15 protein-coding genes are annotated in these 21,641 nt (G+C 71.9%); 2 read left to right on the top strand and 13 right to left on the bottom strand.

The window, feature by feature from the left end:
* Positions 1-62: 62 nt before the first annotated feature.
* A complete protein-coding gene (gene rpmA, locus ACN6LD_RS21495) occupies positions 63-317 on the bottom strand; it encodes a 50S ribosomal protein L27 (RefSeq protein ID WP_003990207.1) in 255 nt (84 codons plus the stop codon).
* A gap of 14 nt (positions 318-331) precedes the next feature.
* Positions 332-652: a 50S ribosomal protein L21 gene (rplU, locus tag ACN6LD_RS21490; protein ID WP_007381993.1), complete on the bottom strand. Its 321-nt coding sequence runs from the start codon at positions 650-652 to the stop codon at positions 332-334.
* Between the two features lie 335 nt (positions 653-987).
* On the opposite strand from rplU, the gene ACN6LD_RS21485 reads away from it, so the two are divergent.
* The gene (locus ACN6LD_RS21485; RefSeq protein WP_319194911.1) at positions 988-1,587 is read left to right on the top strand and encodes an acyltransferase; all 600 of its coding nucleotides are present in this window, start codon (positions 988-990) and stop codon (positions 1,585-1,587) included.
* A 102-nt stretch (positions 1,588-1,689) separates the two neighbouring features.
* Here ACN6LD_RS21485 and ACN6LD_RS21480 read toward each other — a convergent pair whose 3' ends face one another.
* From ACN6LD_RS21480 to ACN6LD_RS21430, 11 genes are all read right to left on the bottom strand, one after another.
* Positions 1,690-2,841, bottom strand: coding sequence for an acyltransferase family protein (locus ACN6LD_RS21480; protein WP_319194909.1), 1,152 nt, complete (start codon positions 2,839-2,841; stop codon positions 1,690-1,692).
* A 252-nt stretch (positions 2,842-3,093) separates the two neighbouring features.
* Positions 3,094-4,377: a nucleotide sugar dehydrogenase gene (locus ACN6LD_RS21475; protein ID WP_445044026.1), complete on the bottom strand. Its 1,284-nt coding sequence runs from the start codon at positions 4,375-4,377 to the stop codon at positions 3,094-3,096.
* Positions 4,378-4,386: 9 nt separating this feature from the next.
* Entirely contained in the window at positions 4,387-6,039 is a 1,653-nt protein-coding gene (locus ACN6LD_RS21470; protein ID WP_445044025.1) for a glycosyltransferase family 2 protein, read from the bottom strand.
* Positions 6,036-7,619 carry a glycosyltransferase family 4 protein gene (locus tag ACN6LD_RS21465; protein ID WP_319194903.1) on the bottom strand — a complete coding sequence of 528 codons (1,584 nt, stop codon included), beginning with the start codon at positions 7,617-7,619 and terminating at the stop codon, positions 6,036-6,038. Before ACN6LD_RS21465 ends, ACN6LD_RS21470 begins: the two co-directional genes overlap by 4 nt.
* Before the next feature lie 22 nt (positions 7,620-7,641).
* Positions 7,642-10,230 (bottom strand): glycosyltransferase family 4 protein, encoded by a 2,589-nt coding sequence (locus ACN6LD_RS21460; RefSeq protein ID WP_319194901.1) that lies wholly within the window; start codon positions 10,228-10,230, stop codon positions 7,642-7,644.
* Positions 10,231-10,333: 103 nt separating this feature from the next.
* A complete protein-coding gene (locus ACN6LD_RS21455) occupies positions 10,334-11,305 on the bottom strand; it encodes a Gfo/Idh/MocA family protein (RefSeq protein WP_415924959.1) in 972 nt (323 codons plus the stop codon).
* Positions 11,306-11,349: 44 nt separating this feature from the next.
* Positions 11,350-12,465, bottom strand: a complete 1,116-nt coding sequence (locus ACN6LD_RS21450; RefSeq protein ID WP_319194913.1) for a DegT/DnrJ/EryC1/StrS family aminotransferase — start codon at positions 12,463-12,465, stop codon at positions 11,350-11,352.
* A gap of 434 nt (positions 12,466-12,899) precedes the next feature.
* Positions 12,900-17,117: an Rne/Rng family ribonuclease gene (locus tag ACN6LD_RS21445; RefSeq protein ID WP_445044024.1), complete on the bottom strand. Its 4,218-nt coding sequence runs from the start codon at positions 17,115-17,117 to the stop codon at positions 12,900-12,902.
* A gap of 277 nt (positions 17,118-17,394) precedes the next feature.
* On the bottom strand, positions 17,395-18,159 hold the full coding sequence (locus ACN6LD_RS21440) for a TIGR03936 family radical SAM-associated protein (RefSeq protein ID WP_319193512.1): 765 nt from the start codon (positions 18,157-18,159) through the stop codon (positions 17,395-17,397).
* Positions 18,160-18,207: 48 nt separating this feature from the next.
* Positions 18,208-19,347: a hypothetical protein gene (locus ACN6LD_RS21435; protein ID WP_319193514.1), complete on the bottom strand. Its 1,140-nt coding sequence runs from the start codon at positions 19,345-19,347 to the stop codon at positions 18,208-18,210.
* 169 nt (positions 19,348-19,516) lie between these two features.
* Positions 19,517-20,668, bottom strand: a complete 1,152-nt coding sequence (locus ACN6LD_RS21430) for a glycosyltransferase (protein WP_445044023.1) — start codon at positions 20,666-20,668, stop codon at positions 19,517-19,519.
* A 201-nt stretch (positions 20,669-20,869) separates the two neighbouring features.
* Here ACN6LD_RS21430 and ACN6LD_RS21425 point away from each other — a divergent pair, with 201 nt between their 5' ends.
* The gene (locus tag ACN6LD_RS21425) at positions 20,870-21,625 is read left to right on the top strand and encodes a hypothetical protein (RefSeq protein ID WP_319193518.1); all 756 of its coding nucleotides are present in this window, start codon (positions 20,870-20,872) and stop codon (positions 21,623-21,625) included.
* Positions 21,626-21,641: the final 16 nt, after the last annotated feature.

Raw genomic sequence — 21,641 nt, 5'->3', positions numbered from 1 at the left:
ACGCGAAAGGCGGACCCGCCTTCCCGCACGGGAAGTGAGGTCCGCCTCGCGAAAGCTTCCGATCAGGCGACCGGAACGATGTTCACGACCTTGCGGCCACGGTGGGTGCCGAACTGCACCGAACCGGCCTCCAGGGCGAACAGCGTGTCGTCGCCGCCACGGCCGACGCCCGCGCCGGGGTGGAAGTGCGTGCCGCGCTGGCGGACCAGGATCTCACCCGCGTTGACGACCTGACCGCCGAAGCGCTTCACGCCGAGCCGCTGGGCATTGGAGTCGCGACCGTTCCGGGTGGACGATGCGCCCTTCTTGTGTGCCATGTCTCCTCAGTCCCTTACTTCGCAGCCGCGGGGATCTCAGTGACCTTGATCGCCGTGTACTGCTGGCGGTGGCCCTGACGACGGCGGTAGCCGGTCTTGTTCTTGTAGCGAAGGATGTCGATCTTCACACCCTTGTGGTGGTCCACGACCTCGGCCTGGACCTTGATGCCGGCCAGCACCCACGGGTCGCTGGTCACAGCGTCGCCGTCGACAACGAGCAGGGTCGAGAGCTCGACCGTGTCGCCAACCTTGGCAGTGGAAATCTTGTCAACCTCAACGATGTCGCCGACAGCAACCTTGTGCTGGCGACCACCGCTGCGCACGATGGCGTACACGCGGATCTCACTCTCTCGCTCTGGGACGGCATCCCCGCAGTCCAGCCGTCCGGGAACGAACACGGACGGCCTCTCCCGACCACCGAGGCAACCGGTACCCGGGAGGAAGAGGTTTACGGAGATGTGGCGCGTCAGTCGACACGCCGAGGGTCAAGGCTACGGGGCGCCCGTTCGGGGGTCAAACCGGGCCGGGCTCCCCCTCCCCGCGTCGCGACGGCGGCGGGCCGTGACGGCCGCCGACCCCCTGCCCTCGGCAGGCCCCAACCCCGCCCCGTCACCCCGCCGCAGGCCCCGTATGCTCGCCGGACCAAGCCGCACACCGGAAGGCAGCAGAAGTGAACTACAGGGTCCAGCCGAGCGCGCAGGTCGACGAGCGTGCCGAGATCGGCGCCGGCAGCAGTGTCTGGGACCTCGCGCAGATCCGCGAGGGCGCGCGCCTCGGCGAGGGTTGCGTGGTCGGCCGTGGCGCGTACGTCGGCTCGGGTGTGCGGATGGGCGACAACTGCAAGCTGCAGAACTACGCGCTCGTCTACGAGCCCGCGGAGCTCGGCGACGGCGTCTTCATCGGCCCGGCCGTGGTCCTGACCAACGACCACAACCCCCGCTCCGTGGACCCCGACGGCAAGCAGAAGCGCGGCGGCGACTGGGAGGCCGTCGGCGTGAAGATCGCCGACGGCGCGTCCATCGGGGCTCGCGCCGTGTGCGTCGCGCCGATCACCATCGGCCGCTGGGCGATGATCGCCGCCGGCGCGGTCGTCACCAAGGACGTCCCGGACTTCGGCCTGGTCGTCGGCGTTCCCGCGCGGCGGGTCGGCTGGGTCGGCCGGGCCGGCGTCAAGCTGGTCGAGCGCGCGGGCGAGGCGGACGTCTGGGAGTGCCCGCAGACCGGCGAGCTGTACGACGAGAAGGACGGCGTCCTGGCCGAGCGCGTCTGAGGTTCCACGCGTCCAGAGCCCGAGAGCGGCCGGTGTGCGACCGGCCGCCCTTCCTGCTCCCCGGGGTCTTCTGCCTCCCAGCGGGGTCTTCCGACTCCCGGGTCAGGCCTCCGCCGCCGCGGCGCGCTTGCGGGACTCCTTGTCCAGACGGTCGCGCAGCCAGCGCTGGGCCGGCTTCTCGACGAACCGGTGGACCAGCCACGCCAGCACGATCAGCGACACCGTGGTGATGGCCAGCGTGGCCCACGCCCCGACGTGCCCGTACAGGGTGCGGATCATCGCCCAGCCCAGCTCCTCGTGGAGCAGGTACAGCGGGTAGACCAGGGCGCCCGCAGTGGACAGCCACTTCCAGTTGATCCGGTCGAGCTTGTGCAGGGCGACCGCGAGAACCAGCAGGTAGAAGACGGTGACCAGGGCGAGGGCGACGTACGGGGAGCGGTCCATGCCCTTGTCGTGGCGCAGATGGTCCGCGTGCTGGACGAGGTCGCTCTGCATCACCAGCCAGCTCGCGCCCAGCAGCCCCCACAGCTTGAGGTCCGGACCAAAGCGGTACATCAGGTACATCGCGATGCCGGACACGAACAGCGCGGTGTTGAGCGGCTGCGCGAAGATCCCGAGCAGCGGGAACTTCTCCTCCTGCACCAGGACGCTCGCGAGCAGCCACAGCCAGCAGAAGACCGAGACCCGGACGTAGTCGAGCCCCTTCCAGAGCACGACCAGGAAGATCAGGTAGAAGGTCAGCTCCGCCCACAGCGTCCAGTAGGCGCCGACGAGGTGCCGGGCCGAGAGCGGCACCTGGAACATCGTGAGGTTGGTGAGCGAGTCGCTGACGCTCGGTGCCTTGCGGACGCCGTCGGGCAGCGCGCGCCAGACGACGACGGCGACCACGACCGAGAACCAGTAGGCGGGGAAGAGCCGCAGGAAGCGGGCCTGCACGAACTGGCCCGGAGTGCGGTTCCAGGCGGACAGGCAGATGACGAAACCGCTGATGATGAAGAACAGCTGCACACCGTAGGAGCCGTACGAGGTGTACGGGAAGATCGACGGGAACAGCGCCTTGGGGTTGACGCCCCAGTTCGCCTTGGTCGCCGCGTCCACACCGGTGAAGTGGAATATCAGCACCGACAGCGCCGCTATGACCCGCAGCGCGTCCAGTGCGTAGAGCCGATTGCCCCGGGATTGCCGTGGCTGCACGGCTCCGGCTGCGTCGGGCGCGTCCGGCAGGGCCGAGACCTTGACGTCGGTCTGGGACATTCGTCGTCCTCGCTGTGTGTCCGTACGGAGGGGGGACGGACAGCTCGCTTCTCCGCGTCTGCCCCCTTGCGGAGCCCCGCTGCCTCGCCTTCGGCGCGCCCGGCTCCCGCCCGGCGAGCATACGGGAGCAACGGAGCCGGCACAGGGGCAACCCCGGGGAGACGGCCGCCCGACGCCGGCGTCGGGAACAGGCCCGCGCACGTCCACGGCCCCGGCCGCAGGGACCGGGGCCGTGGACGACGGCGGGCTGTGTCAGCCTCCGATGACGACCCTGCGGACGCCCTTCCAGGCCTCCGGGTCGGTGGTGCGACGCCCGTCCACCAGGACCGTGACGTCCGGCAGGTCCGCCGGGGTCAGGCTGCGGTACTCGGCGTGGTCGGCCTGCAGGATCGCCGCGGTGACCTTCTCGCCCGCGTGGGGGGTGAGGCCGTGCGCGACGAGCTCCTCGCTCGTGTACATCGGGTCCGACACGAACGGGACCGCGCCGCGCGCCTTCAGGGCCGCGACGGTGGGGAAGACGCCCGAGAAGGCCGTCTCCTTCACGCCGCCGCGGTAGGCGGCGCCCAGGACCAGCACGTTCACGCCGTTCAGGTCACCGTAGGCGGCGGCCAGCAGGTCCACCGCGTAGTCCGGCATCGCCGCGTTCGCCTCACGGGCGGAGCGCACGACGGTGGCGGCCGGGTCGTTCCACAGGTACATCCGCGGGTAGATCGGGATGCAGTGGCCGCCGACCGCGATGCCCGGCTGGTGGATGTGGCTGTAGGGCTGCGAGTTGCAGGCCTCGATGACCTTCTTGACGTCGATGCCGTTGCTGTCGGCGAAGCGCGCGAACTGGTTCGCGAGGCCGATGTTGACGTCCCGGTAGGTCGTCTCGGCGAGCTTGGCCAGCTCGGAGGCCTCGGCGGTGCCCAGGTCCCACACGCCGTTCGGCTGCGGCAGGTCGGTGCGCTCGTCGAAGTCGAGGACCTGCTCGTAGAACTCCACGCCGCGGGCGCCGGACGCCTCGTCGATGCCGCCGACCAGCTTGGGGTAGCGGCGCAGGTCGGCGAAGACCCGGCCGGTCAGGACGCGCTCCGGGGAGAACACCAGGTGGAAGTCCTCGCCCGCGGTGAGGCCCGAGCCCTCCGCCAGCATGGGCGCCCAGCGGGTACGGGTGGTGCCGACCGGGAGGGTCGTCTCGTAGGAGACGAGCGTGCCGGGCTTGAGGCCTTGGGCTATCGCCTTGGTGGCCGCGTCCATCCAGCCGAAGTCCGGGACGCCCTCGGCGTCGACGAACAGCGGCACGACCACGACGACGGCCTCGGACTCGGCCACCGCCGAGGCGGTGTCCGTGGTGGCGCTCAGCAGACCGGCGTCGACCGCCTGCTTCAGCTTGACGTCCAGGTCGTGCTCACCGGGGAACGGCTCGACGCCGGCGTTGACCAGCTCGACGACCTTCTCGTTGACGTCCGCGCCGATGACCCGGTGGCCCTTGGCGGCGAACTGAACCGCCAGCGGGAGCCCGATCTTGCCGAGCGCTACTACACAGATGTTCATGGAGGGTCGCTACTTCCTTCTCAAACGGGACTTCAGTTTCCTGGCAGCGCCCCCCAGCGCCCGCCGGATGACCGTCCTCTTCGGGGGGTGGAGCTGGGCCGTGTCGACGACGACGCGTCCCTTCGGGTTGACGAGCGCCGACGCCCTGTACGGGTCCTTCTCCGGACCCCACAACCGGGCCAGCGGCATGGGCAGCCCCTCGCCGCGCACGGGTATCTCGTAGGTGAACCCTGCCACGTCCAGGTATACCCGCACACCCCGCCCGGCGGTGACGAGGTCCAGCGGGACCCGGGCGTGCAGCACCGTGGCCGCGCCGTCCTCGGCGGGCTCCACCGTGATCTCTCCGGTGGGCGCGGGCAGGGCGTGGCCGGGCTTCAGACGCCGGGCGCCCGCCTTGTCCGCGGACTTCGGCATGGCCCCCTTGACGAGCCGCAGCACGACGCCGTCGGTGTCGACGTCGCCGACCACCGGCACCCGCACGGACGCCGTGTAGGCGAGCGCCTCGCCCTGCTGCTCCCAGGCGGAGGCCAGCAGCTCGGCGCCCTCGGCGAGCGGGGCCGGCACGGACTCCCCGAGCAGCTCGTACACCCGGTCGGCCAGGCCGATGCGCGGGTCGCGGAAGCCGGGGTAGCGGGCGAAGGCGCGTTCGCCCTCGAGGACGAAGGGGGTCGCTCCGCGCTTCTTCTCCGACGAGATCGCCTCGGCCAGCTCGTCGATCGCACCGGCGTGCGCGAGGGCGATCCGCACCCGGCGCTTGACGTCCATCGCGTCGCGGATGCCGTCGGTGAAGTAGGTGTCGGCCAGCCGCGCTATGCCCGCGCAGATCTGCCGCTGCAGCTCGTGGTCGAGGGACGGGAAGTCGTCCTGGACGAGCTTGGCCAGCTCCCACGTGAAGTGCCGCCGCAGGACCGCGTCGCGCTGCGGGCCCGCCTCGATGAGGCCGGCCGTGAAGTCCATGATCTCCGCGGCGGCCCGCAGCCGGGCCAGATGGTCGGCGCGGTAGGTGATGTTGCTGGCGTCGCCCCGCTTGACCGCGTAGTAGCAGACGTAGTCGGCCACCACCGAGATCTTCGCCGCGCGCACGCACGCCTCGATGGTGAACGGCTGGTCGCTGCCCACCGGCAGGTGCTCGGGGAAGCGCAGCTTGTACTTCTCGACCAGCTCCCGCCGGAACAGCTTGGTGTTGGCGAGGGTGAACGGCAGCGCCGAGTCGTACAGGCTGACGTTCGAGTCGTTCTTCTTGTACAGCGCCTGGTGCACGTACCGGCCGTTGGTCCCGACCATCTTGCCGACGACGACGTCCGAGCCGTGCTTGTCGCCGTACTTCACCATCCGCTCCAGGGCTTCCTCGCCCAGGTAGTCGTCGGAGCCGATGAAGTACACGTAGCGGCCGGTCGCCACCTCGAGCGCGCGGTTGCTCGGCGCGGCCGGGCCGCCGGAGTTGGGCTGGTGGAGCACCTTCACGGTGTCCGGGTACAGCGCCGCGAACCGGTCCAGCTCGGAGCCGCTGTCGTCGGTGGAGCCGTCGTCGACCGCGACGATCTCGAGACGTTCGCGGCCTATGCTCTGCCCGAGGAGCGAGTTCAGGCACTCCGTCAGGTAGGGCATGGTGTTGTACACGGCGATGACGACGGTGACGTCGGGAGCCGGAGCCGCCCTCATGATCCCGCCTTCGGGTTTCTGGGGACGAGACGGGTGTACAGCGCGTCGAGGACCTCGGCCTGTGCCTCCCAGGTCCAGGTGTCCAGGAGACCGGGCTTGTCGTAGGCCGCCCGGTACTTCTCGGGGTCGGCCAGCACAGCCTTGATCGCGCGCGCCAGGTCGTCGATGTCCTCGGCCCGGCAGACCTCGCCCTGACCCGTGGCACGGGTGACCTCGGACATGGTCTTGACGTCGCTCACCACCAGCGGCAGCCGGGCGTGCGAGTACTCGAAGAACTTCGTGATCAGGGCGATCTCGTGGTTCGGCCAGTGGTGGATGGGGATGCAGCCGACGTTCGCCGCGGACAGGAAGCGGACCACCTGCCAGTGCTTGACGTACGGCACGGCGTGCAGCCGGTCGCCGACGCCGAGCTCCCTGGCGCGGGCGAGCAGGCCCTGGATGTAGCCGGCAGCCGGCGCGGGCACGACGAACGCCATGTGGACGCCGTCCAGCTTCGGCAGCGCCTCGACCATGTCGCCGAGGCCGCGCTGCGCGCCGGGCGAGCCGCTGTAGACGACCAGCGGGACGTCCGGTCCGATCCCGCACAGCTCGCGCAGGTCCGGCTCCGGCTCGGTGTCCTCGATCGCCGGGTCCCGCTCGACGGGGCGGTCGGGGGCGTTGAGGACGACGGTCGGCTGCTCGTCGAGGCCGTGGCGCTCGCGCAGCAGGTCGGCCAGGCCCTCGGAGACCGTCACCACGGCGTCGGCGAACGGGGCGTACTCGCTCTCGTGCGCGGTGTTGCCGGGAATCCAGTGGGCGTTGTCCTCCCACGGGCGCACGCCGGGCAGGAACTCGTGGGCGTCCCACACCAGCTTGACCGTGCGGCCCTTGGCGCGGGCGCGGACGGCGGCGCGGGCGCCGACGCCCAGCATGCGGAAGTCGTTGGCGTGGATGAGGTCGGGCTTGAGCGCGTCGATCTCCGCGCCGTAAGTCAACTCGTAATCCCACAGCACCGGTTCGAGGCGGCGCCAGGCGCGCTTGCCCTTGACGGCCTTCCAGGTCGCGGTGAAGGCCCGGTCGACCGGACCGTGCAGGCCACGGCCGGCCTTCTGGGCCTGGCTGCTCTGACGGGCGCGGAACCCGACCCACTTCTGCATGAACTTCGACACCGGTCCGGCCACCGTGAGGCGGGCCTTCTCGGCCTTGCGGAACAACGGGGAGCCGACCGCCTTCGGCGCGACCTTCAGCGCGGCGCGGCGGGTGGCCACGTCCACGCGCCAGGCCTTGATCCACTGACGGCGGTAGGCGGCCATCGGACCCGGCGGGTAGGCGAGCGGACGACGCAGCGGCGAGCGGTGACGTTCGGCGTGCCGCTTGGCCAGCGGGGTCTTCAGCGGCAGCAGCCGGACCTCGGCGTCACCGAGCTTCCAGCTGCGGCCGTTGCCGGAGCGGACGAGACCGAGCAGCACCACGTCCCAGCCGGCGGCCGCGGCGGACTCGGCTGCCTTCTGCACCCGCGAGTCGCCGTCGACCTTGTTGTCGACCAGCATGACGACGCGACCCTTGACGGGGCGGGGTGCGCCGGCACTCTGCGCTTCCATTAACAGCCTCTCTAAAAACCGGTCACTTGAGGAAATCGCTGAGGACCTGCACGGTCCAGGTCCCGTCGTGGTACATACGGGCGAACTCGGCGGACTCCCGGCCGATCCTGGCCGTGCCCTCGCGATCGTCGACGAGGGCCTTCACCACTTCGCCGAGGGTGTCGGGGGTGGCGGAGACGATGGGCAGGGCGCCGTCCGTCGCGGCCTTCACACCATCGCTGATGTAAGCGACGACAGGCTTACCGGCAGCCATCGCCTCGACGGCGAACGTGCCATAACTGCCGGTGGTGAACTGGTCGAGCACCAGGTCGCAGCTCTGCACCAGCTCGCGCATCTCGACCCACGGGATGCCCTCGGCGAGCCGGAACTCGATGAGTCCCTTGTCATGGAGCTCGGTCATCACGGGGATGATCCGGTCGGTGCCCTTGGTCCACCGCTTCGAGGGGGCGTGCAGCACCAGCGGCCGCTCGCGCTCCATCACCGGCCGGTCCGTGGCCCAGGCCAGGACGTCCACGACCAGCGGCGCCCACTTCGCGGTCGGCAGGTCCTCCAGCAGGTCCGGCGTGGTGACGTACAGCGGCAGACCGGCCTCGGTGGCGATCCGCTTGTTGCGCTCGGCCTTGGCCTGGAGCTTCTTCGCGATGCCCTTGGGGGCGTCGTGGAAGAGCGAGAACGGGTGGCGGGCCATGTGGTTGCCGGGGTGCCGGATCTCGCTGCCGTGGGCGAGCAGCGCCACCTTGATACGGGCCTGCTTCAGCGCGTCGAGGTCGCCGGCGATCGAGGAGCCGTTGAGATTGCCGAAGACCGGCATGAACGCGTCGACCAGCAGATGCGTATAACGTCCGACGATCCGTTCCACCTGCTGGAACTGGACGGGCAGCTCACCGAGCGCGGTCGCGTCGACGTAGACGTCGGCCGGGTAGTCGAAGGACTCCGGCTGCTTGTTCATGACGACCTCGACCGACACGTCGGGGTTGACGCGCGTGATCGCCTGAGCGTACGCGGCGCCCTGGCCCGCGTAGTTGGCCGGGCCGAGGCCCAGCCGGACACGGGTCTCGCCGAGCTTCTTCCAGGTCGGCTGGCCGTCGCCGTCCGTGATCTCCACGGTCCGTACGGCGTCCGGGGTCTCCTGCACCGTCCAGGACAGCTCCGGCCGCGGACCGGGCGGGGTCTTCTTCGACAGCTCGCGGTACAGCTTGAGCAGCTTGGCGCTCTGCGTCTCCCAGGACAGGTCCGTGCGGACCTCCTCGGTGATCGCCGCGGCGAGCTCGGCACGGTGCTCCATGGCCCGAGCCGCGGCCGCGGCGAACGTCTTCGGGTCGTCCCAGGTCCACACCTCGCCCAGGCCGCGCTCCTCGACGTACGCCTTGATGACCTTCACGTCGCTGGTGACCAGCGGCAGTCCGGCCTGCAGGTACTCGGAGACCTTCGTCGGCAGCGACACCTCGCAGTTGGGGACCCGCCGGAAGGGGGTGAGGCCGAGGTCGGCGGAGGAGAGGTAGTCGGCGACCTCGTGCTGCGGCACGTACGGCACCAGGTGCACGCGGTCGCGCACGCCGAGAGCCTCGGCCCGGGCGAACAGCTGCTCGAGCAGGGGCGTCATCCGGCCGTGGACCAGGGCGAGGTGGAACCCCGGCAGGTCCGGCATGCCGTCGATGACGGCGTCCACACCGCGCTCCGGGCCGATCCAGCCCGCGTAGACCATCAGCGGCGTCTCGGGACCGAGACCGCAGGCCTTGCGCACCGACGCGGCGGACTTGCCGCCGCCGATGACCTCACGGACCGGCGAGTTGCCCACCACCAGCGGCGGCTTCGCCAGCTTGTGGTCGTTCTTCAGCAGTTCCGCCATCTGCGAGGAGACGGTGACGACCGCGTCGGCGCGGCCGATGAACTCGGCCTCCACCGCGGGCAGCGCAGAGGCCTGGCGGGCGTTGGGCCACTCCACGCCCTTGATGTACTCGTGCGCGTCGTACAGCCAGACGCAGGTGCGGCCCCGGGCGCGCAGCCGGGCCGCGCTGAGCGCCGCCGTGGCGATCATCGTCACGTCGTTGGCGTGGATGACGTCCGGCTCGACCTCTTCGATGACCGGTCCGAAGGCGAGGTCGAGGTCGACCACCTGCGGCCAGTCGCGGCGCCAGTCGCCGACCGGCGCCGGGTCCTTGGACTTGCGCCGCTGCTCCCACTTGAACGCCTTGACCCGCAGCCGGTGCACCGACCGGCGGGCCCGCAGCGCGGCCTTGATCGACGCCCGGCGCGGGGAGCCCGCGTACGCGGTCTCGGCGGACTTCTGCCGGACCCACGCCTTGTAGGCCGCGGTGTAGCGGTTCAGGGCCGCCTGGTCCTGCAGGTTGAACTGGGTGGCGGCCGCCCGCAGGGGGCGCGCCTTGCGGGTGTTCACCTCACGCAGGTAGTCCACGCCCACCGGGACGCGGATCACCTCGATCGGACCCATCTTCGACCGCTGGACGCGCTTGCTGTCGCTCCGGCCGATGAGGGTGACGTCCCAGCCGTCCCGGGCCGCGGCGACAGCGGTCTTCTGTACGCGAGAGTCGCCTGTGATGCCGTTGGCGACAATCACGGCAAGGCGCGGCCGGCGGGCAGGGGATTCCATGTGTGAGTTCCTCCGAGTGGAAGACAGAAGTTCGGCGTCCCCGGTTCCACGATCTGGTGGGAACCGGGGACGGGCGTTGTCGGCGACCCGCCACGCGGGTGTGTCAGGCCGCTCCGCTGCGGCTGTCGTCGAACCGCAGGGTCTTGCCTTCGGCCGCCGACTCCAGCACCGCGGCCGCCACCTCGACGGTGCGCATGCCCTGGCGCAGGGTGCAGATGTCGGCGGGCTTGCCGAGCACCGCGTCCCGGAAGAGCTCGTGCTCCACCTGAAGCGGCTCGCGCTTGGCGATGGCGTACCTGATCATGTCGCCCTCGGAGACACCGCGGAAGGCCCGCAGGGCCTCCCACTCGGTGGTCACCGCGGCGTTGGAGTGGAACGTCAGATCGGCGGTGAGGGTGTCGGCTATGAAGCAGCCACGCTCACCGGTGACCGAGGTGAACCGCTCCTTGAGCGGGCTCAGCCAGTTCACCAGGTGGTTGACCATGGTGCCGTCGTCGAGACGACCCACCGCGGAGACCATGTCCTCGTGCTCACGACCGCTCTTGGACACGGTGTGCGCGGCGATGGACACGTACTGCCGCCCCGTCACCCAGCCGGTGAGGTCGATGTCGTGGGTGGCGAGGTCCTTGACGACGCCGACGTCCGCGATGCGGTGCGGGAAGGGCCCCTGACGCCGGGTGACGACCTGGTAGACGTCTCCCAGCTCACCGGCCTCCAGCCGTGTCCGCAGCGACATCAGCGCCGGGTTGCACCGCTCGATGTGCCCGACGCCGGCCACCAGACCGCGCGACTCGAACGCGTCGACGAGACGGCGGGCGCCCTCGACGGTGTCGGCCACCGGCTTCTCGACCAGGGCGCAGACCCCGGCCTCGGCGAGCGCGAGACCGACCGGCTCGTGCAGGGCGGTGGGGCAGGCCACGACCGCGTAGTCCACACCGAGGGCGATGAGCTCCTCGACGGTGTTCAGGATCGGCGCCCCCTGTGCGGCGCCGAACTTGTCACCCATCGGGTCGACGACGCCGACGAGTTCGACGCCGTCCAGACCGGACAGGACGCGGGCGTGGTGACGCCCCATGGAACCGAGGCCGACGAGACCCGCTCGCAGCGACTTCCCGGTACTCACAGTTGCTCCCCCAGAGCATTGACAGCGGTGACGATGCGCTCCAGGTCCTGCGTGGACAGGGCCGGGTGCACGGGCAGCGACACGACCTCGGCGGCCGCGCGGTCCGTCTCGGGCAGGTCCCAGTCACGACCCGCCTTCTGGTCCGGCTCCCAGTACGGCTTCAGCCGGTGGATGGGCGTCGGGTAGTACACGGCGTTGCCGATGCCGGCCTCGGTCAGCTTGGCCATGGCGGCGTCGCGGTCACCCTGGATGCGCACCGTGTACTGGTGGTAGATGTGCCGCGCGCCCTCGGCCACCTTCGGCGTGAGCACGTTCGGCGCGGTGATGTGCTCGGTGAGGTACGCGGCGTTGGCGATGCGCTGCTCGGTCCAGCCGTCCAGCTTGCGGCGCTGGACGCGGCCGATGGCGGCGGACACGTCCGTCATGCGCACGTTGGCGCCGACGATCTCGTTGGCGTAGCGCTGCTCCATGCCCTGGTTGCGCAGCAGGCGCAGGGTCCGCGCGGTCTGCGCGTCACCGGTGGAGATCATGCCGCCCTCGAGGCTGTGCATGTTCTTCGTCGGGTAGAAGCTGAACGTGCCCGCGGCGCCGAAAGCACCGACCGGGGTGCCGTTCAGCGCGGCCGCGTGAGCCTGGCAGGCGTCCTCGACCACGGCGAGACCGTGCTGCGCCGCGATCGCCATGATCTGGTCCATGGCCGCCGGGTGACCGTACAGGTGCACCGGCATGATCGCGGCGGTGCGCGGCGACAGGGCCGCCTCGACCGCGGCCGGGGACAGACAGAACGTCTCCGGGTCGATGTCGGCGAACACCACGTCGGCGCCGACCAGCCGGACCGCGTTTGCGGAGGCGGCGAACGAGAACGACGGCACGATGACCTCGTCGCCCGGGCCGAGGCCGAGGGCGAGGAGCGACAGGTGAAGAGCCGAGGTGCCGGAGTTGACCGCGACGCAGTGGCGCCCGTCGACCAGCTCCGAGAACTCCTCCTCGAAGGCGGCCACCTCGGGCCCTTGGACGACCATGCCGCTGCGCAGTACGCGTACCGCGGCCTCGATCTCCTCCTCGCCGATCACAGGCTTGGCGGCCGGTATGAACACATGGGCGTCGGTCATCGACATCCCCTCCTCTACGGCGACCTCGAAGGCGCACCACGTCTTGCCTGGTCGGGAAGGAGCCGTGTCGATGCTCAGCACGGCCGCATCCCTGGTTGTCCGCCGATGCCTGTGGGCGGGCGAACGGCTTGTACACAGGACCCGCCTCAAAGGGTTCCTGGCGGGAAGTCAGCCGTGTCCGGCTGGAAGACCGGATGTGCTCCATCGGCTGTGGTCACGGTGTGCATGTCATCGGCCACCGGGACCACAGTGCACGTTACCAGCCCGCGGACGGCGATTTTCTCCAGGGTTATCGCAGTGAAACCCAGCGCATGGGTGCGCTCTGTCACAAGCAGAACACAGAGTAACCCGCGGGTGAATGCACGGCGACGCGGACACCCGGGGTGCCGGGCGGCCGCGTCGCCGTGCGTTCACGAAGGCTCCCTCACGGGGCGTCAGTCCTCCGTCGGGGCGGAGACCGACGGTGCGCTCTGCTGCGCGGCCACCGTCTTCTTGGTCACCGTCTTCGCCGCCTTCTTGGCCGTCGTCTTCTTGGCGACGGTCTTCTTCGCGGCCGTCTTCTTGGCCACCGCCGTCTTCGTGGCGGCCTTCTTGGCCGTGGCCTTCTTCGCCGTCTTGCGGGCGGCCGTCTTCTTCACCGGAGCGGCCTGCGCCTCCTCGGCGGCGGGCGCCCCGGTCTCGGCGACGGCCGGCTCGCCGGCGTCGTCCGCGACAGCGGACTCCGGCGCGGCCGACGGGACGATCACGACGGCCGTCTCCTCGGACGCGGTCGGCGCGGTGGCCTTGCGCACGGCCCGACGGCGCGGGCGGGCCGGAGCCGCGCTCTCGACGACGGGCTCGGCTACGGGCGTGTCGCCCGGTCCGGCCTCCGGCTGCGCGGCCTCGGGCTGCGTCGCAGCGGCCTCGGCGACCGGGGCCGGCGCGAGCGCCGGCTCGGCGACCGTGACCACGGCGGCCTCGGCGCCCGCCGGCGAACCGGCCGGCGCGGACACCTTGCGGGTGGCGCGACGACGCGTGCGGCCCTTGGGCGCGGCCTCGTCGACGGCCGGCGTGTCCGCCGCCGCCTCGACGACCGGGTCCTCGACGGCGACCGGCTCGGCGTGCGCCGCGGCCGCCTCGGCGGGCCGCACCGGGCGCTCGGCCTCCGCCTCGGCGGTGACCTCCTGCGCGGTGGGGGCGTCGACGAGCGTCTCGGGAGCCGCGGGCGACGCGGGGGCCGCCTCGACGGTCTCCGCCTCGCCGAAGGCGTCGGAGCCGCCCGTCCTGCGCGACGCGCCGCCCCTCGGCGCGCCCGCCGGGGCGGACGCCCTGCGGCTCGCCCGGCGCCGGCCCCGGCCACGGGTGGCGGATGCCTCCGCCTCGGCGATGCTGCTGTACAGCTCCTCGTCCGGCGCGAACTCCGGAGCGGCGAGCGCGACCGGCTCGGCCACCTCGGCGGCGACCTCGGCCTCGCTCTCCGCCTCCAGCTCGGCGCTCAGCGGCTCGACGACGTCGACCGCCGCGTCGTGCTCGTGGATGTGTCCGTCGCCGCCACGGCCGCGCTTCTTGCGCTTCCCGCCGCCGCCTGCCGCGGTCGGCTGCTCCATGTGGACGATGACGCCCCGCCCGTTGCAGTGCACGCAGGTCTCGGAGAACGACTCCAGCAGACCCTGCCCGACCCGCTTGCGGGTCATCTGGACGAGGCCCAGCGAGGTCACCTCGGCCACCTGGTGCTTGGTGCGGTCGCGGCCCAGGCACTCCAGCAGCCGGCGCAGCACCAGGTCCCGGTTGGACTCCAGCACCATGTCGATGAAGTCGATGACGATGATGCCGCCGAGGTCGCGCAGCCGCAGCTGGCGCACGATCTCCTCGGCCGCCTCCAGGTTGTTCCTGGTGACCGTCTCCTCGAGGTTGCCGCCCTGCCCGGTGAACTTGCCGGTGTTGACGTCGACCACGACCATCGCCTCGGTCCGGTCGATCACCAGCGAGCCGCCGCTGGGCAGCCAGACCTTGCGGTCCAGCGCCTTGGCGAGCTGCTCGTCGATCCGGTACGTGGCGAAGACGTCTACCTCGGAGGTCCACCTGGACAGCCGCTCGGCGAGGTCGGGCGCGACGTGCGACACGTACCCGTGGATCGTCGACCAGGCCTCGTCACCGCTGACGATGACCTTGGTGAAGTCCTCGTTGAAGATGTCGCGCACGACCCGGACGGTCATGTCCGGCTCGCCGTACAGCAGCGTCGGGGCGTTGCCGCCGTTCTTCGCCTTCTTCTGGATGTCCTCCCACTGGCCCTGCAGCCGCTCGACGTCACGGCGCAGCTCGTCCTCGCTGGCGCCCTCGGCGGCGGTGCGCACGATGACGCCCGCGTCCTCGGGGACGATCTTCTTGAGGATCGTCTTCAGCCTGGCCCGCTCGGTGTCGGGCAGCTTGCGGCTGATGCCGGTCATCGAGCCCTCGGGCACGTACACCAGGTAGCGGCCCGGAAGGGAGACCTGGCTGGTCAGACGCGCGCCCTTGTGCCCGATCGGGTCCTTGGTGACCTGCACGAGGACCGACTGGCCCGACTTCAGGGCGGCCTCGATGCGACGCGGCCCGTTGGCCATGCCGAGCGCCTCGAAGTTCACCTCGCCGGCGTACAGGACGGCGTTGCGCCCCTTGCCGATGTCGATGAAGGCGGCCTCCATCGACGGCAGCACGTTCTGGACCTTGCCCAGGTACACGTTGCCGACGTACGAGGTGGCCTGCTCCTTGTTGACGTAGTGCTCGACGAGCACGTTGTCCTCGAGGACGCCGATCTGGGTGCGCTCGCCGCTCTGGCGGACGACCATCACCCGCTCGACGGCCTCGCGGCGGGCCAGGAACTCGGCCTCGGTGATGATCGGCACCCGACGGCGGCCCTGCTCACGGCCTTCCCGGCGGCGCTGCTTCTTGGCCTCCAGACGGGTCGAGCCCTTGATGGACTGCACCTCGTCGGACGGCTCGGAGGGCTTGCGCGGCTCGCGGACCTTGACGACGGTGCGCTCCGGGTCCCCGTCGCCGGGCTCGGCCTCGGTGGACGAGTCGCCGGCGCGACGACGACGCCGACGGCGACGACGGCTTCCGGCGGAGGAACCGCCCGCCTCGTCGTCCTCCGCGTCCTCGTCCTCCTGCTCGCCGGTGTCCTCGGCGTCCTGCGCGGACTGCTCGGCGGCGAACTCGTCGGAGTCTGCGTCCCCGGAGTCCCCTTCGCCGTCGGCGGCGTCGCCACGGCGACGGCGACGGCCGCCACGGCGGCGACGGCGGCGCGAACCGGTCTCCTCGGTCTCGTCGTCGCCGTCGGCGACGTCGTCGGACTCGTCGGCGTCCTCCGGCTCGGTCTCCGGCTCGTCGTCGACGACGGGGGCGGCGGCCCGGGCGGCGGGCGCGGCGGTGCGGTCGGCCTCGGTCTCGTCGGCGGGTCCGGCGGCCCGGCGACGACGACGGCGGCGCGAACCGGCCGGCTCCTCCACCGGCTCCTGAATCTCTTCGCGCTCCTGCGCCTCGGCCTCCGCGGCGGCCTCCGCCTCACCGGCATCGGCTTCCGCGGCGGCAGCCTCGGCGGCGGCCCGCTGCGGGGTCTGGAACTGCGGCTCGGCGAACACGGGCGCCTGGAACACGGCGACCGCGGGCCGTGCGGGACGGCTCGGCGCGTCGGACTCCGCGCGCTCCTGGGCGGGCGCGGTGAAGCCGCCCGCGGCACGACGGACCACACGCCGGCGGCCACGCCGGGAACCTGCGTCCTCGTCGGCGGCGGGCGCCTCGTCGGCGCCGGCGGCCTCGGGTGCCGTCGCCTTCGTCACGGCGGCGGGCACCGGCTCGGCCGGCGCGGCGACCGGCTCGGAGACCTTCACGGCCTCGGGCGCCTCGGCGACCTCGGCCTCTGCGGGCGCGGCGGCGCGGCGGGTCGCGCGGCGACGGGCGCGGGGCGCGGGCTCGGCGGGCGCCTCGTCGGCGACGGCGGGCGTTGCGGACTCCGCGGGGGCGGGCGTCTCGGCCTCGGCGGCGACGGCGGGCGTCTCGGCTTCCGGGGCTCCGGCGGGGGCGGTCGCGCGGCGGGTGGCCCGGCGGCGGGTACGGGGGGCGGCCTCGACGGGCGCCTCGGGCTCCGGCTCGGGCTCCGCGAGGGCCTTGTCGGAGGCCGGCTCGACGACGGGCTCGACGACCTCGGCCGCGGCCTCCTCGGCCGGCGCGGACACGCGGCGCGTGGCCCGGCGACGGCTACGGCGAGGAGCGGCGTCCTCGGCAGGGGCCTCTTCGGCCTCGGCCTGCTCGGCCGGGGCTTCCTCCGCCGCGGCCACGGGCACGACGGTCTCCGCGGCCTCGACGGCAGCCGGCGCACCGGCGGGCGCGGACGCACGGCGGGTGGCCCGGCGGCGCGTCCGGGGCGCGACCTCGGCCTCCTGCGCCTCGGCGTCCGCGGAGACCTTCTCCTGCGGGACGGTCACGTCCTGGAGGTCTTCCTCCGCCAGCTGCTCGGCGGACTCCACTGCCGGTATGGCCGGCGTGGTGATCTCGGCCGAGGCTTCGGCGGCGGCGACCGGCGGACCCGCCGGCCGGGAAGCGGCACGGCGCCGGCGACGCGGCGGCAGGGTGTCGCTGGGGGTGTTGGCATCGGAGTCCGGAACGGACTCTGTGGATTCGGTTGGCTCGAGCATGCGGGCGTTTCTCCCGTCAGGCTCCCGGGCGCCGCGCCTGGTCCGGCGGCGATCACGAAGGATCGACCGCCGTTGACGTCCGCGGCTCGCGCGATGCGCGGTGCCGCCGTCCGGGGCGCGGGCGCCGCACGGGAGCTCTCTGTGTCCTGTCTCGCCGGTTCCGTACGCCCACTGCGCACGGCCTGGCGAAAGTCTTCTGGTCGGTTCGCCGCCCGACCCAGGTGGCTCCCGAGTACGAGGGCGGCGCTACGGCGTACGTTCCTTCGCGGAACCTTCCCTACGCGGGCGCCTTCGCGGCGGCAGCGGGTTCGGCCGTTGTAGGGGCCTGAACTGCCTCGCGGTCGGGCGCGAGCGGGTCGGTCACCGTGCCGGTCTCTGCATCGAACAGCCCCTGCGCCAGCCTGGTCACCGCTGCGGGGACCGGCGGCGCCAGGTCGGCCACGGCGCGGAGACCGGACAGGACGTCGTCGGGTCGTACGGCAGGCGTCACGTGCCGAACAACCAGCCGCAGTATCGCACAGGGCTGGTCGGTCGGCCTATCAGCGGGTTCACTGTGCGTTTCCAGCCGGGCGACCGCGGCGCGGGCGTCGAAGGTCCGCAGGCCGTTCTTGGTCATGCGCTGGACCTCGACGGCGTCGGCCTCGTTGAAGGCGTTCACCGCCCGGTCGGCGTCTGCCGGGTCCACGCCGTCCAGCCGCAGCTCCCACACGGAGGCCGTCAGCCGGTCGGCGAGGCCCGAGGTCCGGGCCTCCACCGCGTCGACGATGTCGAGCCCGGTGGGCAGCGACTCGTCGAGGAGGAGTCTCAGTTTCTCCGGGTCACGCGCCGCGGTGAGCGCGATCTCCAGATACTCCGCCTCACTGCCCGTGCCGGTGGGTGCGGCATTGGCGTACGACACCTTCGGATGCGGCGTGAACCCCGCCGAGTACGCCATCGGCACCTCGGCACGGCGCAACGCACGCTCGAAGGCGCGCTGGAAGTCACGGTGGCTGGTGAACCGGAGGCGGCCGCGCTTGGTGTAGCGCAGTCGGATGCGCTGCACCGCGGGTGCGGGCGGCGGGCCTTCGGGCTGTCGCTTGCCCAGTGTCGTTCAGTCCTTCGTGAGAGCGGTCGTACTGCTACCAAGAGTACGTGCCTCGCCGGTCGATGGTTCCCGTCGGCCGACCGCCTCCGGTTGCCGCGGCTTCCCGAAGAGCAGCTGCCGCACGTCGGCACGGGTCTGCCGTGCCGTCTCCCGGGCGGCGGCCAGGGCCTGCCGGGTGGCCCTGCCCACGCTGCGCGCGGCACGGGCGGCGGGCCGCAGCACAGCGTCGCGGACGACGTGCCCGACCGGGGTGAGGACGGTCCGGTACGCCCAGCGCACCGGCTCGACGAAGATCCACCGCAGGAGGGTTCCGAGGAACCGTCCGACCGTCAGCGAGAGGCGTCCGGCGATCCGCCAGGCGTGCCCGAGCGCGTCCCCCACCTCCCGGGCGACGACCGCGAGGAAGCGGCCGACGGGGGCGAGCACCCAGCGCCACAGGGCGGCCGCGGGCAGCACGACCAGGATCCTGGCGGTCCAGTAGAGGACGGCCCCGATCCCGCTGACCAGCAGCGCCAGGAGGCGCCCCACGCCGAGCGCACACCAGGCGACGGCCCGGCCGACGGGCGCGAGGATCCACGTGTGCAGCCACCGGGCGGGGACGACGACGAGGTACCGCAGCAGCCAGGCGACGGCCGCGTACGAGCCCATCCCGACGGCGGCGAGGACGGCTCCGATCCCCCTGGCCAGCCACGCGAGCGCGTGCCCCACAGGCGTCAGCACGCGCGCGTACACCCACCCGAGCCCGGCCCCGGCCGTCCGCGCCAGCCAGGCGACGCCCTGCCCGAGCGGTGTCAGGACGTACCGGTACAGCCAGAGCGCCGGCACGACCAGCAGCACGTGTCCGAGCCAGGCGAGCGCCTTGCCCGCGGGGGTCAGGACGTACCGCCACAGGCCGATCAGCGGCAGGACGAACAGCGCCTTCCCGAGCCAGAGCAGGGCCCGCCCGAACGGCCGCAGCACGGTGTCGCGCAGGAACCGCCCCGCGACGACGAGGAGGTCCCACGCCATCCGCACGGGCACGACCAGCACGAGCACGACGATCCGCACGGGCAGCCGGAGCGCGACGACCAGGCACCCCTCGGGCGCCCGGCCGCCTGACGCGGGCGGCGGCTGGGGCGGTTCGGCGGTCGGTTTCTGCAGGTCCATGTGGATGTAGACGCCGCAACGGGCTCGGCGGATGCGCCGACGCGAGCGCGCTGACCCGAACGGCCCCACACGGACAGGTGAGGACACAGAGGACGACGCCGGGCGCCGTCGCGATGATCGGATGGAAACGTATGAGCGCGGACGTGTCATGAGGGAGCGTCAGGGCCGACTACCGCTTGCGGACCCGCGCCGCCTTCCCGGCCCGGGACGCCTTCGGACGGCGTACCGGGGTGAGCGTGGAGGCCCCGGCCTTGACGTGGGGGACGGAGAACTCCCGGTTGGTCTCCGTCTGGCGGCGGATGGCGTCGGGCAGGTCCGGCATGGCCAGCAGCACGTCGCAGGCCCGGACGGCGGCCGCGTGGTCGCCGACCCAGTAGGCGCAGATGGAGAACTCGAAGAGGAGTCCCCACCGGTACACCCAGGACCGGGTGAAGAGCAGATCGTCCGGCTCGGCGCGGCCGACGACCGTGCCGAGCATGGAGTACGCCGTGTGGTAACGGCCTCGCAGGCGCAGTCGCGAGGCCAGTTCGTAGACGGCCTCGAGCCGGGTGGGCCTGGACTCCCAGGCGCGGGAGAACGCGTCCATGGCCCCGGGCCAGTCGTCGGCCTCCTCCGCCCGCAGGATCCCTGCCTCGAGGAGCGAGCAGTACACCTCCTCGCCCCAGCCGCCCAGTTCGGCCCGCCGTTCGTACAGCGCGATCGCCTCGTCCGCGTGCCCCAGGTCGCGTTCGGTGTTGGCGAGGTAGAAGACCGTGCGCGTGTTGGCCGGATCGCGCTCGAACTCGGTGCGCAGCAACCGGGCGTCGCGCTCGAACTTGTCGCCGCGGCAGCCGCCGTCCGCGTGGTCCTCGATGACGAGCGCGTCCAGGTTCTCCTGCCGGTCGGGGCCGTCGGTGCAGGGGTACTCGTGAGTGACGCCCTCGTACCGCCACGCGCGGTCGCCGCGCATGAGGTGCTTGAAGCGGTGCTGGGAGCCGGGGGTGTCGTAGCGCAGCATGTACGAGTCCGCCGTGAGCCGGGGCATGGAGGCGTCCTGCCGCACGACGTGGTCGGCGTCGAGCGTGAGCAGGTAGTCGGCCTTGCCGATGGCGTGCCTGATGTTCCGTGTCCGGTTGTGCCCGAAGTCGACCCAGGGCTCGTCGTGGAGCTCCCCCGGAATGCCCTCGAGCACCTCCCGGATCACTTCCCGCGTCGCGTCCGTCGACCCGGTGTCGGAGATCACCCAGTAGTCGACGAGGTGGCGCACGGACTCCAGGCAGCGGCCGATCACCTGCGACTCGTCCTTGACGATCATGCACAGGCAGAGGGTCTGGTGTTTCACGGGCGTCAACGTGACACAGGCCGGCTCACCGGTCGCCCGTCCCACGCACGGAATGCCCCCATCAGTGCGCATCGATTAGTCCGATACGTCGATAAAAGTGATGATGCGGGCGTCGTGGTTCGATCAAGCCGGTTCACGTCGTCCAAGCTCGCCCACACGGCCGGGATGCGCCCGGACCGGTCGATCGCGAGGAGCACGCACATGCGGCATGAGTTCGGAGCAGACTCCCCCCTCGGGCCGGTGGCCCGGCACAGGTGCAAGCAGGCAGGCATGCTGGCCTCGCTCGCCGTGATCCTGGCGGCCGGCCTGATCAGCCCGGCGGCCGCGGCGGCGGGCAGCGCCACCGAGGGAGCGCGGACGGCGGCCGTCGCCGGCGGCGACAAGTGCAAGCCGAAACCGCACCGCGCGAGTCAGGCCGGCGGCATGGACAGGTGCCGCGGACCGAGAGGCCCGAGGGGTCCCCGGGGCGCCACCGGTCCGACGGGCCCGACCGGAGCCCCGGGAACGCCGGGCGAACCGGGTCAGCCGGGCAGTACCGGCCCGACGGGACCGTGCGCCGACATCGACGCCTACCAGGACCAGCAGGTGTACGAGGTCCGTGGTGCGGTGACCGGCGGTTTCACCTACGCGGGCATCCGGGACGTCCGCCCCAACGCCGACCACCTGCTGCGGTGGACCGACCTCAGCACCAGGACCGGGTATCCGACCGGCGGCGCGGCGGGATTCGCCTGCGGGGTGTCGATCAACGAGCACAGTCAGGGCATGCAGGACCTGGCGGGAATCAAGATCGACATCCTGACCACCACGGGCCAGGTCTTCGAGATCATCTGCAGGGCGAGCCAGGTCGCCGGCCGGGCGACCCTGACCTGCCCCGACCCCGCGTTCCCGACCCTGGCCTGGCAGCCGTTGAACTCCCCGGCGCCGGGCGCCAACGACAGCCTCCGCCGTACCACCTGACGCCGAAGGCCCCCCT

Source organism: Streptomyces sp. SAS_272, from assembly GCF_052543235.1.
Note: the sequence above shows the minus strand (reverse complement) of the source record. Positions and strands in the feature narration are given on the sequence as shown.